Source organism: Clostridium aestuarii (assembly GCF_026735135.1).
GTDB classification, from domain to species: domain Bacteria; phylum Bacillota; class Clostridia; order Clostridiales; family Clostridiaceae; genus Clostridium_H; species Clostridium_H aestuarii.
This window is the reverse complement of record NZ_JAPQER010000003.1, coordinates 378927-400125: the sequence shown is the minus strand read 5'-3', so window position 1 is coordinate 400125 and position 21199 is coordinate 378927. Positions and strand designations below refer to the sequence as shown.

Below are 21199 nucleotides of genomic sequence, written 5' to 3'. Positions count from 1 at the left end.
AACACACCGTACTTTTCTTTTAGTACGGTGCAATCTTTAAAAAAGTCCTAAAAACTTGTCAATAAACTCATCTGCCATTTTATAATCTTCTTCTGACGGAACCAGTTTAAATTTCAAGCCTTGATCTACCGTTTTGAACTTCATAGATTTTAATCTTGAAGTTATCATCGGAACAGCTTCTCCGCTCCATCCATAGGAACCAAAAGCTCCTGCTGCTTTTCCTCTGTTTTGTATAATTCCTATTGATGTAAGTAATCTCCATGCTGGTTCAACCGCATCCTGATTAATAGTAGGGGAACCTATAAGAATTCCTGTAGCTTTATTCACCATTTCTACAGCAGCACTTATATCCATAGAAGTTATTTCATGAGTTTCAGCTACTATTCCTTTTTGATTTATTTTATCTGCTATATATTTAGCCATTTTTTCTGTATTATGATATGCTGATATATAAAAAATTTGAATATTTTCCTTAAGAGGTTCTTCAATTGACATTTTTTTATAAAGATTAAGAACTTTATTTACACCTTTTCCACTATGTATTGGGCCATGGCTTGCTGCAATTATGTCTATTTGTAATCCATCTATCTTTTGTATTCCTGATAATACAAACTTTTTAAACGGTCCCATTATAACATCAAAATAATACTTGAACTCACTTAAGTATTCATCATTATAATCATTTGTAATTATATTATCTGGACAATAATGAGCCCCTGTTACATCACAAGTAAACAATATTTTTTTTTCTTCAACATAAGTAAACATAGTATCAGGCCAGTGAAGATTTGGAGCAGATATAAACTTTAATTTATGTTTTCCTAAATCTAATTCTTTAAGTTTTGAAGCATCCTCAAATTTAAATTCCTCATTTAATATATTTCGTAAATAACTTATAGCTGCTGGTGACGCTATTATAACTGCCTCTGGGTAAACCTGAAGCATTTTTTTTAAAGAACCACTGTGATCAAGTTCTGTATGTTGAACTATTATATAATCTACCTTTTTATCTCCAATTACTTCTTTAATATTATATAAAGCCTCATCAAGAAACCCATCTTTTACACTGTCTATAACTGCAACTTTTTCATCATTTATTATATAAGAATTGTATGTAGTACCTTTTTTAGTATTCATTATTATGTCAAACACTTCAAGTTCAGGATCTTTAACTCCAACCCAATAAACGCTTTCTTTTAATTCCACTGCATTCATTTTAATCCCTCCTAATAATGTAAAAATACTTTTATTATTCCTATTTTAATAAAAATTTTATCATAAAAATCTAATGCTTTCAATTGATATTTTTTATCTATTAATATTTATTATCTAATTTTTGTCTACAGATTTATTATTTCCATTTATATTCTATTTATTATCCAATTCAGCAAATTACATAATTAAAAATTTCAAATACGAAATAATTTTATTCTAGTAATTTTGATTTGTTTCCCTTGAAAAATATGTATTCTAAATGTAGTGCTCTTGTCAAAACAACATATAAAAGCTTTTTATCTAGTTCGATATTTTTATAGTTTTTATCGCTGCAGTTATATATTACACTACAATCAAACTCCAATCCTTTTGTCATGTAAGATGGTATTATTATTCTTTCAAGATTTAAAGTATCATCTGCTTCTTTTATGATATGCCATTTATAATCACTGTACTGATCTACAACATCTTTTATCTTAAAACATTCTTCTAAATTTCTTCCAATAATAGCTATGTTGTTTTTTTCCTGACTCTGTACATACTCTAATACTTTGTCAAGTTCATTAGCAAACTGAGCATCAGTTTTAAATTCTATAATTTCAGGTTCATTACCATGCCTTAATACTGGTACCGCAGGTTTCAAATTATTTTTCTGTTTCTTTAATACTTCATTTGCAAAGTTTATGATTTCAACCGTTGAACGATAACTCTGAGTCATAGGTACATAATCTACATCACCTTTAAAAATATCATTTATAGCTTTATCCCACTCTTCTATGCCTTTATAATAATAAATTCCCTGACCTATATCTCCAACTATTGTTAAAGAATTGTTTGAAACTATACTTTTTAATATTTCCATTTGAAAAGCACTGTAATCCTGCGCTTCATCTATAACTATGTGCTTATATTTTTCTTCAATTCCATCTATCTTGAATTTCAAATATATTAATGCAGCTAAATCATCACTATCCATAACCGCTCTATTAAAATTATCATTTAATTCTTTTATCATGTAGTCTGTTAAAATCTGTGGTATCCTTCCATCTGTAACTTCATAAAAGCTTTCTTTATTATTAAAAAATTCAAGATATAACTTTATAATATCTTCATCTTTCCACTTTTTAAAATATTTTTTAACCACATTTTCAGAATTATCATGAATAAACTTTTTATCTTTATCTCTTCTATCATATAAATCTATTATCACTTTTCTTCTTTGTTCTTCATCCTTTATTGTTTTTTTTACTTTATATATTTCATCATAATACTTTAAATCTATTTGTTCACATATAAATCTAACTTTTTCTTTTATTCTTCCTTTAAAATACCTTTCCATTTCATTTTTTCTTTTGTTTAATGGAAGATATGATAAATCTTTAGCATATAATTTTTTTATAATCTTTTTATCAAATAATACATATTCATTAATCATAATAGATTCAACATTAATATCTCTTCTTTCTAAAAATCTTACATACCTATCAATTATAATCCTAAAAACAGCACTTCCCTTTAATTTACTGCTATTAAATACTAATGTTTTAGTATCATCATCTTTACATTCCAATATATAACCTAATTTTTTATGCTTAGAATATATTTCACTTTTTATACCAATATTCTCACATGCAAACTCTTCAAAAGTAACTTGTTTTACTTCATCTGCTCCTAAACTTGGAAGAACCTGAGATATATAATCTAAAAATAATTTATTAGGTGCAATTACCAAAATATCTTTTGCCTGTATCTTATCTTTATACCTATAAAGTAAATAAGCAAGTCTGTGAAGTGCTACTGTAGTTTTCCCTGATCCCGCTGACCCTTGAACTATAATAGGTTTATTGATACCAGCCCTTATTATATCATTTTGTTCTTTTTGAATTGTAGCTACTACCTCTTTTAGTTTACTGCTCATATTCCGTTCTAAATTTATTTTAAGGAATTCATCTATAAGCGTATTCCCCTCTTCTTCATCTATTCCTGATTTTAGAATTATGTCGTTTATTCCTTCATCAAATCCATCTAGTAATTGAGAATCCTTAAATAAGAATTTACGTTTCAATAATAATTCTCCATCTATCTTACCTATAGGAGCTGCATATATTACTTTGCCTTGTGTCCCACTATAATATAAATCAGCAATAGGTGCTCTCCAATCTATTACAATTTCTTCTTCAGTTTCGCTATCATATAATCCAAATTTTCCAATATAAAAGCTTTCCTTTTCTCTAAGGTTTTCTTTAAAATCTATTCTAGCAAAATAAGGCTGTATCTTAGCTTCATTATATTTTTTGTGATTTTTAAGAGAATTTCTGTATAACTTATTTGTTATTTCAAACTCAACATTATAGTTTTTATGATTTTTCTCCAATTCAACAAGTTTTATTTTTAGTTCTTTTTTATTTTCATTAATTCTATTTATTTCTTTATCTATCCAACATTTAGTATCATCTGTTTTTTTCTTTTCAAATACTAGTTCTTCTTTCTTTAAAACCATAAACGCACCTCCACTATATAACTAATAAATTATATAACAAAAGGTACCTTTTACGGTACCTTTTGTTATTTTAATATATCATAATATCATCAGGATACATTTGAATATAAGTTTCATATAATTCTTTAGCTTTTTCTTCTGAAATCCTTCCATCAGATAAATCCCTATAAAGCATATATAATTTTAAATTCAAATCAGGATTTTTCTTTGCAGATTCCTTCATTTTTTTATGAATTATATCTTCAACCGAAATTTCCTCACTCCAATTAGCCGCATTATTAACTGTTTTTATCAATTTTTGTATTTTTAGTGTTAACCTATCATTTGTGCACATAACTTCCATTTCTTTTAACTCACTTAAAATTTTTTCTATTGTTTCACTGTCAATAGAACTATTTTTTTTTGCCATAAGCTAACCTCTCCCCCATAAAACATACCTATATAAATAATTTTAAATAACTTCACCATGTAAAAAAAGTATGACACACTTTTCTTATATAATACATTAACTATAAACTCATTATATCACATAAATTTATCATATGATATTTCATTAAAAGTTTTATTACCATATTAAGTTCTTTATATTACTGAAACTATAAAAATAATTTAATTAATCCTTTATGTTAATAGAGGCTCATTTATTATCAATTTATATGGAATTTATTTTTAAAATTATAACCTTATAATGAATTAATCTTGATATGTATATCATAAAATTAATTAGAGAAATTTTTAGGAGGTTAATATGAATATACTAATAACTGGAGGAGATAAACCGCTTGGCAAAGCTTTATATAAATATCTAAATAATAGCCATAAAATATTTTTAATGACTAAAGAAACTTTAGATATAAGCAATAAAAATTCAACTTTAAAAGTTATATCTAAACTAAACCCAGATATAGTTATTCACTGTGATGGTTTAAATGACATAGAATTATGTGAACAGAATGAAAATCTTGCCTATAATCTCAATACTATAGGCTGTCTAAATACAGCATACAGTTGTTGCTGTTTGGATATACCTATAGTCTATATTTCAACTAATTACGTTCACGACGGTAAAAAAAACAGTCCATATTACGAAACAGATGACTGTAATCCTATCAATGTATTTGGAAAAACTAACTTAGCTGCAGAAAAACTAATTCAAACTTTATATAGCAAATTTTTTATTATTAGAACTGGATGGGTTTTTGGTGAAGAAAATGATTTTATTGAAAAAATACTAGATAATATATATAAACCTATATTTATGTGTTCAACTGAAATAGGAAGTACTACTTATATTGAAGATTTATGTATGGTTATTGAAAAAATAATATCCACAAATTTATATGGAACATATAATTGTGTTAATCCAGATCCTGTAAGTAAATCTGTATGGGTAAAATATATACTAAAATACGCTAATATAAATAAAGAAATTATTGAAATACCTAGCAACTATATATCTAATAGTGCCCCTCGCCCTTCTTATTGCGCCTTAAAAACAGTTTTGTTAAAAAACTGCTTTAATATTGAATTACCCTCTTGGCAAGACCGAACTAAAATAGCAGTACAAAAATTCATCAAATAAAACTATCCTTCAGATAGAGTTTATACTTTATCTGAAGGATAGTTTTACATTCTAAAGTAAATAAATTTAGTTCCTACTTTTATTTAGCTGAAACATTTTTTATAAAAGTAGCTCTTCCACTTTTAGTTAATGCTTGTACAAGTAGATTTGATATAAACCCATCTGCTAAATGATGAAGTATTGAGCCAACTAAAACAGTTACCATTATAAATTCTGTAGAAAATCCAAACATATTCTTAAACGGTAATACTGCTAATCCTTCTAATATTCCATGAATAGGTGATGTAATTATAGCCACCTTTTTAAAGCTAATTCCTTTTTTTAGCATCATTGCACCCATTAAGCCTATGAATACGTGCATAAAAGCTCTAGCAACAATCCATATAGGTGTACCTGCTGCTAAAAATCCTAGTGTTGAACCCACTCCAACCATTATAGCTGATGTTGGTCCTAAAAACATAGCTAAAAATACAGGAACATGTGAAGCAAGCGTTGCTGAAAATGGTCCAATAACTATTCTTAAAGGAGTAAAAAACAAAGGAATTATAATTGCAAAAGCTATTAGCAATGCTGTATATGTTAGATTTTTTATATTATTTTTCATGTTTCCCACCTCCGTATACTAATGTATATACAGTAGTATACACTGTTTTTTACATCTTGTAAATACTGATATTTAAAAATTATCTATAAACTTTTCCACTACTGTTCATGATATCAATAATAATTATATTTCTTTAGAATACAACGATGTAAAAGTATATATAAGTAAAAACTGAATTAAAATGATATAATTTATATTTTTCAAAAAATAAAAAATTCCTTTTATTAACCCCGTTTTTAGAGCAAAAGGAATCTCTATATAAGAATATTGCTTCGCAATATTCTTATATAGTATAATTAAATAACTTTTTGTGTTTGACCATAATAAGCATTTTTCCCATGCTTTCTTAAAAAATGTTTATCAAGTAAAGTTTTTTGTATAGATTCTGTAGTTTCATTTAAACTCATAGTATAGTAATTCATTTTAGCTATTTCTTCTAAAACAACTGCGTTTTTTACTGCATCTAAAGAATTTTTTCCCCAAGTAAAAGGTCCATGACTATGTACAAGGACTCCAGGTATGTCCATTACATTTTTATCTTCAAAAGTTTCAACTATAACATTGCCTGTTTCTTTTTCATATTTTTTAGCTATTTCTTCATCTCTCAACATTCTTGTACATGGTATGCTTCCATAAAAATGATCTGCATGAGTAGTACCTAATGCTAAAAGTTTCTTACCAGCTTGAGCCCAAATTGTAGCCCAAGGCGAATGTGTATGAACGACTCCTCCTATTTGAGGAAATTTATTATATAGAACTAAATGTGTAGGTGTATCTGAAGAGGGATTTAAATAACCTTCTACAATATTGCCCTGTAAATCTAATACCACAAGATTTTCAACACTTAATTCTTCATATGGTACTCCACTAGGTTTTATAACTATTAAGCCTTTGTCTCTATCTATTCCACTAACATTACCCCATGTGAATTTTATAAGATTATACTTACAAAGGTTTAAATTAGCTTCTAAAACTTCTTCTTTTAATTTTTCTAACATAAAAAATTTCCTCCACTATAACCTCTAATTTATAATTAATTTTCTTTTAATTTTTTTAGTGTTTTCATAACATCATTCATGCTTCGTCCAAAATAATCATGTAATTTCCCATATTCTTGGAAAAGAACTTTATAGATTTCATGATTTTTAGGAATAGGTTTTATAACTTCATCTTTTAATTTCGCCATAACCTTTGCAGCTTCAACAATACTATCAAATCCCCCATTTTCTTTTCCTGCTGCTACAGCTCCAAACATTGCTGATCCTAGTGCAGGCGTTTGAGTAGATTCTGCTATTTTTATTGAAAGTCCTGTAACATCTGAATAAATTTGCATAAGCATTCTATTCTTTTGAGGAAGCCCACCACATGCATAAAGTTCTTCTACTTTGACTCCGTTTTCATTAAACGTTTCAATTATTTTATTTGTACCATAAGCAGTTGCTTCTATAAGAGCTCTATAAATCTCTTCTGGCTTCGTATTTAATGTCATTCCCATTATTAATCCAGTTAAATCTGTATCTACAAGAACTGATCTATTTCCATTCCACCAATCAAGCGCAAGTAGTCCACTTTCACCAGGTTTTAACTTTGCAGCCTTTTCAGTTAGAAGAACATGAATATTCATATCTTTTTCTTTTGCTTCTTTATAATAACTTTCTGGTATACAATTATTAACAAACCAAGCAAATGTATCTCCTACTGCTGACTGACCAGCTTCATAACCATAATATCCAGGTACTATACCATCTTCTACACATCCACACATACCCGGTACATTTTTTTCCACATCTCCCAAAAGCAGATGACATGTAGATGTTCCCATAACCATAACCATTTTACCTGATTCCGTTACTCCTGAAGCAGGAACTGCAACATGAGCATCTACATTTGCTACTGCTACTGCTATTCCTGGTATTAACCCAAGCATATCAGCCATATTTTTAGTAATTTCTCCAGCTTTAGTACCTAAAGGATAAATATCTCTACTCATTTTTTCATCTATTAAATTTTCCATTCTACAATCTAATGCCTTAAAAAATTCTTTAGATGGATATCCATTTTGTTTATGCCATAAAGCCTTATATCCTGCAGTACAACTATTTCTCTTTTCTTTTCCTGTTAACTTTAAGATAACCCAATCAGCAGCCTCCATAAATTTATCAGCTTCATTATAAACTTCAGGAGCTTCATCTAAAACTTGCCAAACTTTAGGCACAAACCACTCCGAGGATATCTTGCCACCATATCTTGACATGAAATTTTCATTTCTACTATCTGCAATATTATTTAATTTATTTGCTTCTGGCTGAGCAGCATGATGTTTCCATAATTTAACATAAGAATGAGGATTTGATTTAAACTTATCTAAATCACAAAGTGGAGTACCATCTTCTTTTATAGGTAAAATAGTACATGCTGTAAAATCAATTCCTATTCCTACAACATCTTTTGTATCAATTCCTGATTTTTCAATAACAGAAGGTATTATTGTTTTTAATACTTCTATATAATCATCGGGATGTTCTAGTGCCCAATCATTAGAAAGTTTAGTTCCATCTGGTAAACATTCACTCATAACTCCATGAGGATATGCCATAACAGCATTGCAAATATCTTCTGCAGTTTCCAAATTAACTAGTAGCGCTCTAGCTGATTCTGTACCATAGTCTATTCCAATAGAATACTTACTCATATTGTTTCCTCCTCTGTAATCTAATACTTTTTAATCACAATTTCTTGTTCTTCCCTTAAATGTTTTAACCCTAATGCTAAATCTGCATCTAGTTTTTCAGCTGGTATATTTCCACTTCTCGCATCATAAGGTGCTTTTCCCTTTGGAAGAGGCTCACATGATATTCCCCCTTGATAGTTTATATCATAAAGTGCTCTTATTATCTCTCTCCAAGGCATAGTTCCTAATCCTGGAGCTTCTCTTGTATTATCCGCTACATGTAAATGCTGAAAATAATATTCTCCAGCTCTTCTAATTGCATTGGGAATACCATCTCCCTCTTCAATCTGCATATGAAAAGTATCTCCCATAGTTCTTACATAATCATTATTTATTTCCTTACACATTTTAATAGCATCACTAATGCTATAGACTAAGCCTACTTCATATCGATTGATAGGTTCAATAGTTAAGTAAATTTCATTTTTTTCTGCATATTGACCCGCAATTTGTAAGGATTCCACAGCCCTTTTCCAATCATTATCTTTAGAATCAAACAACCCAGGTTGTCCTACAAGACTTGGAACAACCAACACACTTCTAGCACCAATTTCTTTAGCTAAATCAACACATGATTTAACATAATTAATTGCATTTATTCTTTGTTGTTTATCTGAATGGCATAAAGCTCTTAAATCATTCTGATCAGGACCTGGGTGCATTCCACATATAGAATTAACTTTCAAACCATATTTTTTCATTATCCTATTAACTTCATTTGAATTATATATCTCAGGTTCACCAACAAGTTCAATTCCATCAAATCCTATTTTGCTAACTCTTGATGCTACTTCTTCTAAAGAAGTATTTCCAAAAATCCAGTTATTTACAAATATTTCTATTTTATTCATCGGAAGTATTCTCCTCTCACTAATTATCAGAATTTAAAACTCTTTAACTTTTAAAATTCTAAATCTATGTATTCTAAAAGAACTCTCATAAAGAGAGCTCTTTTTATTATTCTTAAATATTTAAATTATATAAATTAGAACTTATAATCTTTTGCATTTTCTTTTGTGAAATCCATTGGTGGTGCCATTATAACAGTTTTTCCATCTTCTAAAACTCTTATTTTTCCTACATTAGGAACTTCCATTCCATCTTTTATTTCTTTACCATCTAACTTAGCTTTAGCAAGGTAAACAGTTAAGTATCCTAATTTAACTGGATCCCAAAGTATTACTGTATCTAATGAACCATCTTCTAAGTATGGTTTTGAATCTGTTGGTAATGCACATCCTACTGCTGCTATTTTGTCTTGTAATCCTTTTTCTTGGATAGCTTGTCCTATTCCAAGTGGAGCAGGTGTACTTTCACCAATTATACCCTTTATGTTTGGATAAGCTTTTATAACTTCTAAAGTTTTTTGATATGCAACTTGTTGTTTTTCATCTGATGGAATTCTTTCAGTAACTAATTTAAGTTTTGGATATTTTTCTTTTGCATACTCAATACCAGCATCTATCCATGCATTTAAGTTTGAAGCTGATAAACCACCAGTTATAACAGCATATTCTCCTTCATCAGTTCCCATAGCTTCTACAAGTTTATCCCATGTATGTGTTCCATATTCTTTATCATCAATTTGATGAACTGAAAGTTCAACTGCATCTTTATCAGCAGCTGTATCCCAGTCCATAACAAGAATACCTTTATCTTTTGCTTTTTTAAGTACTGGCTTTAATGCAGCTGGATCATTTGGAGCTACTGCTATACAGTCAACGCCTCTGTTAATTAAATCTTCTATCATCTTAACTTGTTCAGCAGCATCTGCTTTTGTTGGACCTGTGTATATTACTTCTACATCAAGATCTTCTCCTGCTTTTTTAACTCCAGTTTCAGATGCATTAAAATAAGGAATACCTACCAATTTAGGCATAACAGCAATTTTATATTTCCCATCTGCTGCCTTTTCTTTTGTTTCTTTTTGTTTTGAGTCGGTATTACTATCTGCTTGTTTTGAAGCTCCACATCCTGCAAAAGCAAGAGAAGAAACAACAACTGTAGAAAGTAATATTGATAAAATTTTCTTTTTCATTTTTAGTCCTCCTTAAAATTTCATTTATTTTAAATTTTAAATTTTAAACATTATTAATAATTTAGTTATACAGCTTTACTTTGTGAAGCCTTTGATATCATTTTCTGTTTTTCTTTAGCTTCTTTTCTTCTTGTTGCAAAGAAGTTTATAGTAAGTACAGATATTAAAATCACTCCCATACTTATATCTACAATATATCTATTAATTCCTATTATGTTTAATCCACTTGAAAGAACTTGTAATATTGCAGTAGCTATTACAGTACCTATTACTTTACCGTATCCACCTTCAATAGCGGTTCCACCAAGCACAGCAGCAGAAATACTTTGAAGCATATAAGATGAGCCATAATCTACTTTAGCTGAATTATATCTAGATATCATAACTATAGAAGCTATACCACATAATAATCCTGACAATAAATATACTTTCATTAAAACTTTTTTTACATTTATTCCTGAGAATTCAGTAGCAACTGGATTACATCCAATCATGTATACGCCTTGTCCCCATGGTGTATACTCTAACTTAATAGTTACTCCAATTATAACTAATACGAATATAATCATAGGAACAGGAACCCCTAAAATTGTATCATTACCAAACCACATGAATGCATCTGGGAATCCTGATATAGCACCACCTTTGGTGAATTTAAGGCTAATTCCTTCAAAAAGAGTCATAGTACCTATTGTAACTAATATTGGTGAAACTCCTATGTATGCAACAATACTACCATTTATAGCCCCACATATTAAAGATACTAATAAGCATGCAACAATTGCTGCTATAACAGCTAAAACTTCATTCCCACCAAAAGTTGTCTTATAACTTGAAAGTACAAATGCACCAACTATACCCGATAAAGCTGCTGTAGAAGTTATTGATAAATTTATTCCACTTGTAACAATTATAACCATCATTGCAAGTGACATAATTCCTAGCTCTGGTAATTGGAATGCCATAGATTGTAAATTATTTAAACTAAAAAATCTATCTGGAGATATTATTGACATCGCAATAAATATTGCTGCAAAAACCAATAATAGCCTAAATTCCTTACTTTGCTTCTTCATATGTCTCACTCCTTATTCTTCAATATCTACTATAGTTCGATTCTTTTCTTTTCTTTTTCTTTGAATAACATCAAAGCTTACTGAGGCAATTATTATTAAGCCTATAATTATCTTTTGCCAGAAAACTGAAATATGCATAAGAACTAATCCATTATTCATAATAGCAAGAAGTATAACTCCAAGAATAGTACCTAATACAGTTCCTTCTCCCCCAAGTACATTTGCTCCTCCTAGAACAACAGCAGCAACTACCTGAAGCTCAAAACCCATAAATGCATTAGGGTCAACTTGTTTCATAATTGAAGTATGAACAGTCGCAGCTATTCCTACCATAAGCCCCATATAACCATATAAGAAAATAGTTATCAAATCTGGTTTATAACCTATACGCTCAGCAGACACTCTGTCTCCACCTACTGCATAAATCCCTCTACCTATAAGTGTATATTTAAGAATATACCATGTTAAAAGTGCTGCTCCTATAAAAAATAGTATTTGAACTGGAATTCCTACACTTCCACCTTGTCCATCTGGCAAAGAAAAGAATGTTTTTTTACCAAACTCTATAAAATTTTTAGGTAAATTATTAATCCATGCTCCATTAGTACAATACAATACAACACCATTTATAATGCTCATTGTACCTAAAGTTACAACAATTGGAGCTAATTTAAGTTTTGCTATTAAAACACCATTTACAGTTCCAAACGCAATTCCTATAATACCACTAATTAAAAATACTAAAAATATGTTCCCTCCAAAATTACCCATTATATTTCCTACAATAACGGTAACAGCTGCAATACTTGCAGATACGGATACATCAATTCCACCAGTAAGAATAACTACAAGCATTCCCATAGCCATTATCCCTAAGACCGCATTTCCTTTAAGCACATCTAAAATATTATCAATTCTTAAAAAAGTAGGATTATTTATTGTAATTATTAAAGAAAGCACAAGAATTATAAGTAAAATCCCCATTTCTTTACTTTTTATAGCATGTTTCATACTGAATTACCTCCATAAAATATATCCTGATAAGTATTAAAAATTTAAACTGATTTATTCATTATTTGCTCTTGAGTTACATCGTTTCCATCAAATTCAGCAGTGATTTTCCCTCTTCTCATTACAAGTATCCTATCACTAACAGCTAAAATCTCTGGCAGTTCTGATGAAATCATTATAATTCCCATTCCTTGTGCCGCAAGATCTCTTAATAACTGATGTATAGAACTTTTAGCTCCAACATCTATTCCATTAGTAGGTTCATCTACTATTAATATTTTAGGATTCCTTGCTAGCCATTTTGCTATAACAACTTTTTGCTGATTACCTCCTGACATATTTCCAGTTATCATATCAGACATAGCTGGTCTTATATCTAATTTTTTTATCCATTCTTCAGCAATTTCTTTTTTCTTTTTCACATCAATAATATTTAATTTTTTTACTAATTTATGAAAAATAGTTACTGCTATATTATCTTCAACAGATTGCGGTAAAATAAGTCCTTCTGTTTTACGGCTTTCTGGAACATATGCTATTCCATTTGCCACAGCTTGTTCAGTAGATTTAACCTCAATCTTTTTATTCTCTATAAACATTTCGCCTTCATCAGAAAGATTTATTCCAAAAATCGCTTGAGCAAGTTCAGTTCTTCCTGCTCCTACTAACCCTGTGAATCCTACAATTTCTCCCTTGTTAAGTTTAAAGGATATATCCTTAAAATTACCTTTTTTAGAAAATCCTTTTATTTCTAACAAAGTATCTCCTGATTCATTTTTTTCATATCTTTTGATTTCAACTTTACGTCCAACCATAAGAGCAATTAGTTTATCGTTGTCCAATTCACTCTTATCATAATCCCCTATATACTTACCATCTCTTATTACAGTAAATCTATCAGCAATTTCAAATAATTCTTCTAGCTTATGACTTACAAATAATACTGAAATGTTTTTTTCTCTTAATTTATTTATTATCTTAAACAAAGCTTGTACTTCATTTTTAGAAAGTGCAGATGTAGGTTCATCCATAATGATCATTTTTGCATCATAAACTAAGGCACGCGCTATAGCTACAAGCTGTTGTTTACCAACAGAAAGTTTACCTGCTTGAATATTAATATCAATATCCACCCCTATACTTTCTATTGCTTTTTTAGCTGTATCTTTCATAGCTTTCCAATTTACATGTTTTCTACCTTTTTCAATTTCAAAGCTAATAGCTATATTTTCAGCTACAGTTAAATTTGGGAATAAAGAAAAATCTTGATATATTACCGAAATCCCTTTTCTTACCGAAAATAAAGGATTTAATTTTTTTATCTGCTCTCCTTCAATAAAAATTTCTGCTCCCTCATCTGGTTGATGAACTCCTGTTAATACCTTGATTAATGTTGACTTACCAGCACCATTTTCTCCTACTAACGCATGTACTTCTCCCTTTTTAACCTCTAGTTGTATTCCATCAAGCGCTCTAACTCCTGAAAAAGTTTTTCTTATATCCTGCAGCTTTAAGAACACTTCTTTATTACTCATTCTGTAACACTCCCTTAGTAATTGTGGTTTTATATCATCTTTTGCATGTAAGTATCTAATATATTAAATAATATTCTAAACAAAATATATTAGACAAAATGTTTTATAATTTTAAATATTGTTATCATATTAGCTTACAAACCACTAAAAACATATATTTTATATCATATTTTTTTATATGTTTATCATATATAATTATAAAAACCTTAATAATTATAGCACATATACAATACATTTTCTACATATTTATGTATATTATATATATATATCAAGATATTCTACAAAAAATCAAAAAAATACTTACTTATATAAGTATATTACAAAAATACATAATTTTCTATCAATTTTTACTATTTTTTATAAAATTATTTTTAAATAGTAAATTTAACTTTTTTACTATTTTTGTATTTCTTTATATTTTCATATTAAAATTATAACTAAAAAACTACTAACAAAAATAGAGTAAGTAGAAACTCTAAAACTCACCTTCTACTTACTCTATTTAAGAAATTATATATTATTTATTCTTGTTCAACTTTATAAACTTTTTTAGCTTTATCCATGTAAAGAATTCCATCTAAGTGATCAGTTTCATGACACATTGCTCTTGCCATTAATCCTTGAGCTTCATATTGAACAATTTTTCCTTTTTCATTCATTCCTGTTATCATAACTTTTCTAGGTCTTTCAACTATACCTTCATACCCTGGATAACTTAAGCAACCTTCAATATCTTCATAATGGCCTATCTTTTTAGTTATTTTAGGATTTAATAATATTATAGGTTCACTTCCATCCCTCAAATCTATAATAAATGCTCTCTTCAAAATACCAATTTGAGGTGCAGCAAGTCCAACTCCTGTTCCAGCATATAATGTATCTTTTAAATCCTTTATTAATTCTAACGCTTCATTATCAATTTTCTCAACTCTTCTGCTTTTACGTTTTAGGACATCATTGCCAACTTTAACTATTTCTCTAATTGCCATGAAAACTTTCCTCCCATAAAAATAATAGTATTAGGTTTATACCCAATACTATTATATACACATCCTTATACTTTATCTAGTTTTTTCTACAGCATTTTACCAAGATTCAGATCATTTAATAATTGTTTTATAAATTCCAAACTATATTAATATGAGCTTTTTCTTAATATTCTATGCATTTTCAGCTACTTTTGCTGCTTCTTCCATCATACTCTTAACCTTCATAAGTCTTGTTAATGCTGATCTTTCATTTTCATCAAGCTTCATTTGAATATATCTTATAGTTTCTTGAAGTTGAGGAATTGTCATGTATTCAAGTGCATTAACCCGTCTTCTTGTTTTTTCAATTTCATCAGCCATAAGCTGACATGATTTTTCAACTTCAGCAAGTTCTAAAAGTTTTGGAAGTATTCCATAGAGTTTTTCAATAGCTCCATCAAGCTCTGCTGATGTATTTGCAAAACCATAAGGATATATACTTCCCTCATCATTTTCTAATTTCCTTTTAAACTCCATCTCTGGAACGTTAACACTCATTATATTTTTTGTCTTTATATCTACAGTGATATGTTCTTTAGGATATGCAATAGCCTCTTCTAACAACTCTGAAGACATCAATGCTCTTGCCATAACGAAATCCTTAAATGAACCACCAAGTTCTTCTTCAACTTTTTTTCTTAGTTCATTATTATATTTTACAAGATCAATAAATCTTCTCATAAGCTCATCTTGCTTATCTTTTAAGAGTTTATGTCCTCTTGTTGCAGTAGCTAATCTCTTTTTTAATTTTGTGAGTTCCATTCTGGTAGGATTTACATTAAGCCTTGCCATTATTACTCACCTTCTTTTTTATCTAAATATTTCTCTAAATATTCGTCTCTAATTCTCTTAAGCTCTGTTCTTGGAAGTATCTTTAATAACTTCCATCCTAAACTTAATGTTTCTTCAATGCTTCTGTTTGTTTCAAAACCTTGTGCTACATATTCCTTTTCAAAAGCTTCTGCAAATTTTGCATAAGCCTTATCCGTATCTGACAATGCAGATTCTCCAAGGATAACTGCAAGTTCTTTTGCTTGTTTACCTTGTGCATAAGCTGAGAATAGTTGGTTCATTGTATCCGCATGATCTTCTCTCGTTTTTTCCTTACCAATTCCTTTATCCTTAAGTCTTGAAAGTGATGGTAATACATCTATTGGAGGCATAACACCTTTTTTATAAAGCTCTCTTGATAATATAATTTGTCCCTCAGTTATGTAACCAGTAAGATCCGGAATCGGATGAGTTTTATCATCCTCAGGCATTGTAAGAATTGGAATTTGTGTTATTGAACCTTCTTTTCCTTTTATTCTTCCTGCTCTTTCATATAAAGTAGAAAGGTCAGTATATAAATATCCTGGATATCCACGTCTACCTGGCACTTCTTTTCTTGCTGCAGAAACTTCACGAAGTGCTTCGCAATAATTTGTAATATCAGTCATAATTACAAGTACATGCATTCCTCTTTCAAACGCTAAATATTCCGCAGCAGTAAGCGCCATTCTAGGTGTAGCTATACGTTCAACAGCAGGATCAGATGCCAAGTTCATAAACAAGACAGTTCTATCTATAGCTCCTGTTCTTGTAAAATCTTCTACAAAGAATTGTGCTTCCTCAAAAGTAATACCTACAGCTGCAAATACAACAGCAAATTTAGAGTCTGATTTTAAAACTTTTGCTTGTCTTGCTATCTGCGCAGCTAATTCAGCATGTGGAAGACCTGATCCTGAAAACACAGGAAGTTTTTGTCCTCTAACCAAAGTATTAAGTCCATCAATTGCTGAAACTCCTGTTTGAATAAATTCGGAAGGATAGTTTCTTGCATATGGATTTAAAGGTTCTCCATTAATATCAAGTTTTTTATCTGGAATTATCTTAGGTCCACCATCTTTAGGGTTTCCAAGTCCATCAAAAACTCTTCCCAACATATCTTCAGAAACACCTATTTCCAAAGGTCTTCCAAGAAATTTAGCCTTTGTTCCTTTTAGATTTATTCCTGAAGAGCCCTCAAATATCTGAACCACAGCTTTATCCTGAGTAATTTCAAGTACATTACCATGTCTTATTTCCCCATTTTGAAGTTCAATTTCAACAAGTTCTCCATAATTTACACCTTTAACCTTATCAACTAGCATTAAAGGGCCAACTACTTCGGTAACTGTTTTGTATTCCTTAAGCATTTGTCACACCTTCTTCCGCTATAAGCTTATCTGTTACCTTAACTAATTCATCTCTTATAGTATCAATTTGATTCATTTGATCTTCAGGAATATATTTAGCTCTAGCTATTTTGTCCTTTATTTCTTCCATATCAATTATCTTCTTCAAATACACGCCTGCTTTTAACGCTCTTTCTGCTTGATGACCAAATTCCAGAACAAGTTTTAACATTTTATATTGCTTAGGAAGTGATGCATAAGTATCAATATCATGAAAAGCATTCTGCATTAAATAATCTTCTCTTATAGATTTAGCAATTTCTAATTTCAATCTATCCTTTTCAGATAGTGCATCTATACCAACAAGTCTTACAATTTCTTGAAGATTAGCTTCTTCTTGAAGCAGTGTCATAGCTTCTGTTCTAAGTTTTACCCATTCTTCTGAAACATTATCATTCATCCAATCCCCTATTTTTTCGAGGTATAAAGAATATGAATTTAGCCAGTTTATTGCTGGGAAATGTCTCTTATATGCAAGCTGCGAATCAAGTCCCCAGAATACTTTAACTATTCTTAGTGTAGCTTGGGTTACCGGTTCTGATAAATCTCCACCTGGAGGTGATACAGCCCCAATTGCCGTAAGTGCTCCTTCTCTTTCATCATTTCCAAGACAAACAACCTTACCTGCTCTTTCATAGAAATCTGCAAGTCTAGATCCTAAATATGCTGGATATCCCTCATCACCAGGCATTTCTTCAAGTCTTCCTGACATTTCTCTTAATGCTTCTGCCCAACGTGAAGTTGAATCAGCCATTAATGCTACTGAATATCCCATATCTCTAAAATACTCAGCTATTGTTATACCAGTATAAATAGAAGCTTCACGAGCTGCAACTGGCATATTTGAAGTATTTGCTATAAGTACTGTTCTTCTCATAAGACTTTCCCCAGTTTTTGGGTCTTTAAGTTCTGGGAACTCATTAAGAACGTCTGTCATTTCATTTCCACGTTCTCCACATCCTATATAAACAACTATCTCAGCATCTCCCCATTTAGCGAGCTGATGTTGAACAACTGTTTTACCACTTCCAAAAGGTCCCGGTACACAAGCAGCTCCACCTTTTGCAACTGGGAAAAACGTATCTATTATTCTTTGTCCTGTAACCAATGGTGCTGCTGGATTTAATTTTTTAGCATATGGTCTACCACGTCTTACAGGCCATCTTTGCATTAACGTTAAGTTTTTAACTCCATTTGAAGTTTCTATTTCTACAACATTTTCTTCTAAAGTGTAGTCTCCTTCACATATAGATTTTATTTTTCCTTCAATTCCATAAGGAACCATTATCTTATGATTTACAACTGAAGTTTCCTGTACTGTACCTATAATGTATCCTGACTTAACTTCATCTCCAACCTTCACTGTAGGTAGAAAATGCCATTTCTTTTCTCTGTTTAATGGTAATACTTCAACACCCTTTGTTAAAAAGCTTCCTGCTTTTTCCATAATATCGTCTAGAGGTCTTTGAATACCATCAAACATTGATTCTATAAGTCCAGGTCCAAGTTCAACACTTAAAGGTTCTCCTGTTGTAACAACAGGATCTCCAGGTCCAAGTCCTGTTGTTTCTTCATAAACTTGGATAGAAGCTTGATCTCTTCTCATCTCTATTATTTCACCTATCAGACGTTTATCGCCAACTTTAACAACATCATATATATTAGCTTCATCCATACCTTCAGCTATAACCAAAGGTCCTGATACTTTTATAATTCTTCCGCTCTTCAAGTTACCTACCTACCTTCCTTATAAAATATTAACTCCTACAGCTTTTTCTACATTATCTTTTATTCTCTGCATACCTATATTCAATGAACCCTTATTACTTGGAATTAATATAATAGCTGGAATCATTTGCCTATTATATCTTTCAACAGTTTCCTCTATATCTTTAGCAACTTGCTCAGTAACAAATATAACTGCATATTTCTCCATAGCCATTTTATCAATAGTTTTTTGAGCTTCAGCTGCTTCAATAACAGGGTATACATCAATTCCAATTGCTTTAAATGCAAGAACTGAATCTTTATCCCCGACAACTCCTATCTTATACATAAATATCACGCAGCCTTTCTCTTATAACATCAGCATTGATATCATTAAGCTTTCCAACCATTATAATTCTTATTATTTTAATTTCATTTTCCTTAGCGAAGATATAGGCAAGTAATGGTTCTATTCCAAAACTAACATATTTTGAATCCTTTATAAAATTCATAATAAAATTATCAGAAAGCTTTTCTAGTACATTAAAATTGCCATTTTGCAGATAATTCTCCATTCCCAGCTTCATAATTTCATTATAATCTGTATACTGTAACTTACTGACAATATTATCATCAGATTCATTTAACATATTGATTAAAGTCTCTTTTTCTAATTTACCGCCTTCTATTAAAACACTTTCTAAAAACTTTCTGGATTTATTTTGCTTTTTCACTCTAAGTAAAGTTTTTAGATTTATTAAATCTACATTCATATTTAAAAAATTCAACATATATGGCTCATTCAAAACTCGAGCCCTAGCAAACATATCCTTATACATATGCCTATCTAATATTATATCTATTTGTTGAGGATCTCTGTTATCTTCAAAAATTTCTTGAGCTTCTTCTATTGATTCTTTCATTATATTAGGTAATTCTCTATAGTCCTCTGTAGAAATATACATTTTCATTTCATCAACTGGTATTGTTCCCACAGGAATCAGTAGTTCACTCAAATCCTTATTTAAAGCAATTCCTTTTAATAGCACCTTAATATTATGATAATCATATCTTAAACTCATGATATCAATTAAATTTTTATCTGGTGAAACCTCATACATAAAAGAATATAGTTTTTTAAGAGCTTCACTTAACACTATTTCATACTCTTCTGTTCTTTTAACGTTTGCCATTAACAAACCATATTCAGTCTCTTCAAGTACTTTAAAAGTTTCTTCTGATGAATTTCCTTCTATCATTCTCTCTAATTTAGCCTTATCGAGAAGTCTATTTTCTAATGCTCTAATTCTAGGTACAGCCTGAACATAATTTATATTACTCATTGAGTTCTCCTCCTTTAGCTAAACAAAGCACTTGCCACTTCAGATTCAAGCTCATCTCTTAAGGACATAGTCAATGCTTCAAATGTATTATTTATCTCTATACCATTTTTAGATAGAATATATCCCCCTTTTATGTTTCTTCTTTCAGAACTTAACTTTAAAATTCCCAATTTACCTTGAGCTTTTAGCGCTTTATTTAACTCACTTATGAATTCAGGAGTTACTTCATTACAATTCTCTCCAATTATTAATTCTTCATCACCATCTATATCAAGCAATAATATACTTTCTCTTATAAACTTTAAAGTATCTTTTTGAGAAAATTCGCTTAATTTTTCAAGTGCAATTTGAAAAACTTTATCTAACATTTGTTGTTTTGCATCTAGTTTCATATTTCTAACTTGAAGCTCCGCATTTGAAATTATTCTTTCAGCTTTTGTTTTCGCTTCACTTTCTGCTTTAGAAATTATACTTTTTTTCTCTTTTTCAGCTTCTAATATTCTTTTATTTATTAAATCTTTTTCTTTACTCTTAGCATCTTCAATTAATTGTTTATAAGTATTGTTTGCATCTTCAATTATTTTTGATGTCAAATTATTAATACTAGACATGT

At 29.9% G+C, this 21199-nt stretch carries 19 protein-coding genes; 1 reads left to right on the top strand and 18 read right to left on the bottom strand.

Translation table 11 applies throughout. The annotated features are described in order from the left end of the window. Window positions 1–36 precede the first annotated feature (36 nt). The 3 genes from OW763_RS10040 to OW763_RS10030 all read right to left on the bottom strand — a co-directional run bounded on the left by OW763_RS10040 (window position 37) and on the right by OW763_RS10030 (window position 4124). Window positions 37–1215: an FprA family A-type flavoprotein gene (locus tag OW763_RS10040; RefSeq protein ID WP_268040984.1), complete on the bottom strand. Its 1179-nt coding sequence runs from the start codon at window positions 1213–1215 to the stop codon at window positions 37–39. 211 nt (window positions 1216–1426) lie between these two features. Beyond that, a complete protein-coding gene (helD, locus tag OW763_RS10035) occupies window positions 1427–3715 on the bottom strand; it encodes an RNA polymerase recycling motor HelD (protein ID WP_268040983.1) in 2289 nt (762 codons plus the stop codon). Window positions 3716–3785: 70 nt separating this feature from the next. After that, window positions 3786–4124, bottom strand: a complete 339-nt coding sequence (locus OW763_RS10030; RefSeq protein WP_268040982.1) for a hypothetical protein — start codon at window positions 4122–4124, stop codon at window positions 3786–3788. A 339-nt stretch (window positions 4125–4463) separates the two neighbouring features. Between OW763_RS10030 and OW763_RS10025 the strand changes: the two genes are divergently transcribed. Further along, the gene (locus OW763_RS10025; RefSeq protein WP_268040981.1) at window positions 4464–5297 is read left to right on the top strand and encodes an SDR family oxidoreductase; all 834 of its coding nucleotides are present in this window, start codon (window positions 4464–4466) and stop codon (window positions 5295–5297) included. 79 nt (window positions 5298–5376) lie between these two features. Here the strand turns inward: OW763_RS10025 and OW763_RS10020 are convergent, their stop codons facing one another. From OW763_RS10020 to OW763_RS09950, 15 genes are all read right to left on the bottom strand, one after another. Further along, a complete protein-coding gene (locus OW763_RS10020; protein WP_268040980.1) occupies window positions 5377–5901 on the bottom strand; it encodes an ECF transporter S component in 525 nt (174 codons plus the stop codon). 296 nt (window positions 5902–6197) lie between these two features. Further along, window positions 6198–6899, bottom strand: a complete 702-nt coding sequence (gene araD / locus OW763_RS10015; protein ID WP_268040979.1) for an L-ribulose-5-phosphate 4-epimerase — start codon at window positions 6897–6899, stop codon at window positions 6198–6200. A gap of 35 nt (window positions 6900–6934) precedes the next feature. Further along, window positions 6935–8593 carry a ribulokinase gene (locus tag OW763_RS10010; protein WP_268040978.1) on the bottom strand — a complete coding sequence of 553 codons (1659 nt, stop codon included), beginning with the start codon at window positions 8591–8593 and terminating at the stop codon, window positions 6935–6937. 20 nt (window positions 8594–8613) lie between these two features. Then, window positions 8614–9483, bottom strand: coding sequence for a sugar phosphate isomerase/epimerase family protein (locus OW763_RS10005; RefSeq protein ID WP_268040977.1), 870 nt, complete (start codon window positions 9481–9483; stop codon window positions 8614–8616). A gap of 134 nt (window positions 9484–9617) precedes the next feature. After that, entirely contained in the window at window positions 9618–10670 is a 1053-nt protein-coding gene (locus OW763_RS10000; RefSeq protein WP_268040976.1) for an autoinducer 2 ABC transporter substrate-binding protein, read from the bottom strand. Window positions 10671–10735: 65 nt separating this feature from the next. Next, a complete protein-coding gene (locus tag OW763_RS09995; protein WP_268040975.1) occupies window positions 10736–11746 on the bottom strand; it encodes an ABC transporter permease in 1011 nt (336 codons plus the stop codon). Window positions 11747–11758: 12 nt separating this feature from the next. Further along, window positions 11759–12757: an ABC transporter permease gene (locus tag OW763_RS09990; protein ID WP_268040974.1), complete on the bottom strand. Its 999-nt coding sequence runs from the start codon at window positions 12755–12757 to the stop codon at window positions 11759–11761. Window positions 12758–12801: 44 nt separating this feature from the next. Then, window positions 12802–14292, bottom strand: coding sequence for a sugar ABC transporter ATP-binding protein (locus OW763_RS09985; RefSeq protein ID WP_268040973.1), 1491 nt, complete (start codon window positions 14290–14292; stop codon window positions 12802–12804). Window positions 14293–14813: 521 nt separating this feature from the next. Beyond that, on the bottom strand, window positions 14814–15281 hold the full coding sequence (gene def, locus OW763_RS09980) for a peptide deformylase (protein ID WP_268040972.1): 468 nt from the start codon (window positions 15279–15281) through the stop codon (window positions 14814–14816). 171 nt (window positions 15282–15452) lie between these two features. After that, window positions 15453–16112, bottom strand: a complete 660-nt coding sequence (locus OW763_RS09975; RefSeq protein WP_268040971.1) for a V-type ATP synthase subunit D — start codon at window positions 16110–16112, stop codon at window positions 15453–15455. 2 nt (window positions 16113–16114) lie between these two features. Further along, window positions 16115–17497 carry a V-type ATP synthase subunit B gene (locus tag OW763_RS09970; protein ID WP_268040970.1) on the bottom strand — a complete coding sequence of 461 codons (1383 nt, stop codon included), beginning with the start codon at window positions 17495–17497 and terminating at the stop codon, window positions 16115–16117. Continuing rightward, window positions 17490–19265 (bottom strand): V-type ATP synthase subunit A, encoded by a 1776-nt coding sequence (locus tag OW763_RS09965; RefSeq protein WP_268040969.1) that lies wholly within the window; start codon window positions 19263–19265, stop codon window positions 17490–17492. The genes OW763_RS09970 and OW763_RS09965 overlap by 8 nt, the downstream gene beginning before the upstream one ends. Window positions 19266–19283: 18 nt before the next feature. After that, window positions 19284–19598, bottom strand: coding sequence for a V-type ATP synthase subunit F (locus tag OW763_RS09960; RefSeq protein WP_268041077.1), 315 nt, complete (start codon window positions 19596–19598; stop codon window positions 19284–19286). Further along, window positions 19585–20586, bottom strand: a complete 1002-nt coding sequence (locus tag OW763_RS09955) for a V-type ATP synthase subunit C (protein WP_268040968.1) — start codon at window positions 20584–20586, stop codon at window positions 19585–19587. Before OW763_RS09955 ends, OW763_RS09960 begins: the two co-directional genes overlap by 14 nt. A 14-nt stretch (window positions 20587–20600) precedes the next feature. After that, window positions 20601–21197, bottom strand: a complete 597-nt coding sequence (locus OW763_RS09950) for a V-type ATP synthase subunit E (RefSeq protein ID WP_268040967.1) — start codon at window positions 21195–21197, stop codon at window positions 20601–20603. Window positions 21198–21199 lie beyond the last annotated feature (2 nt).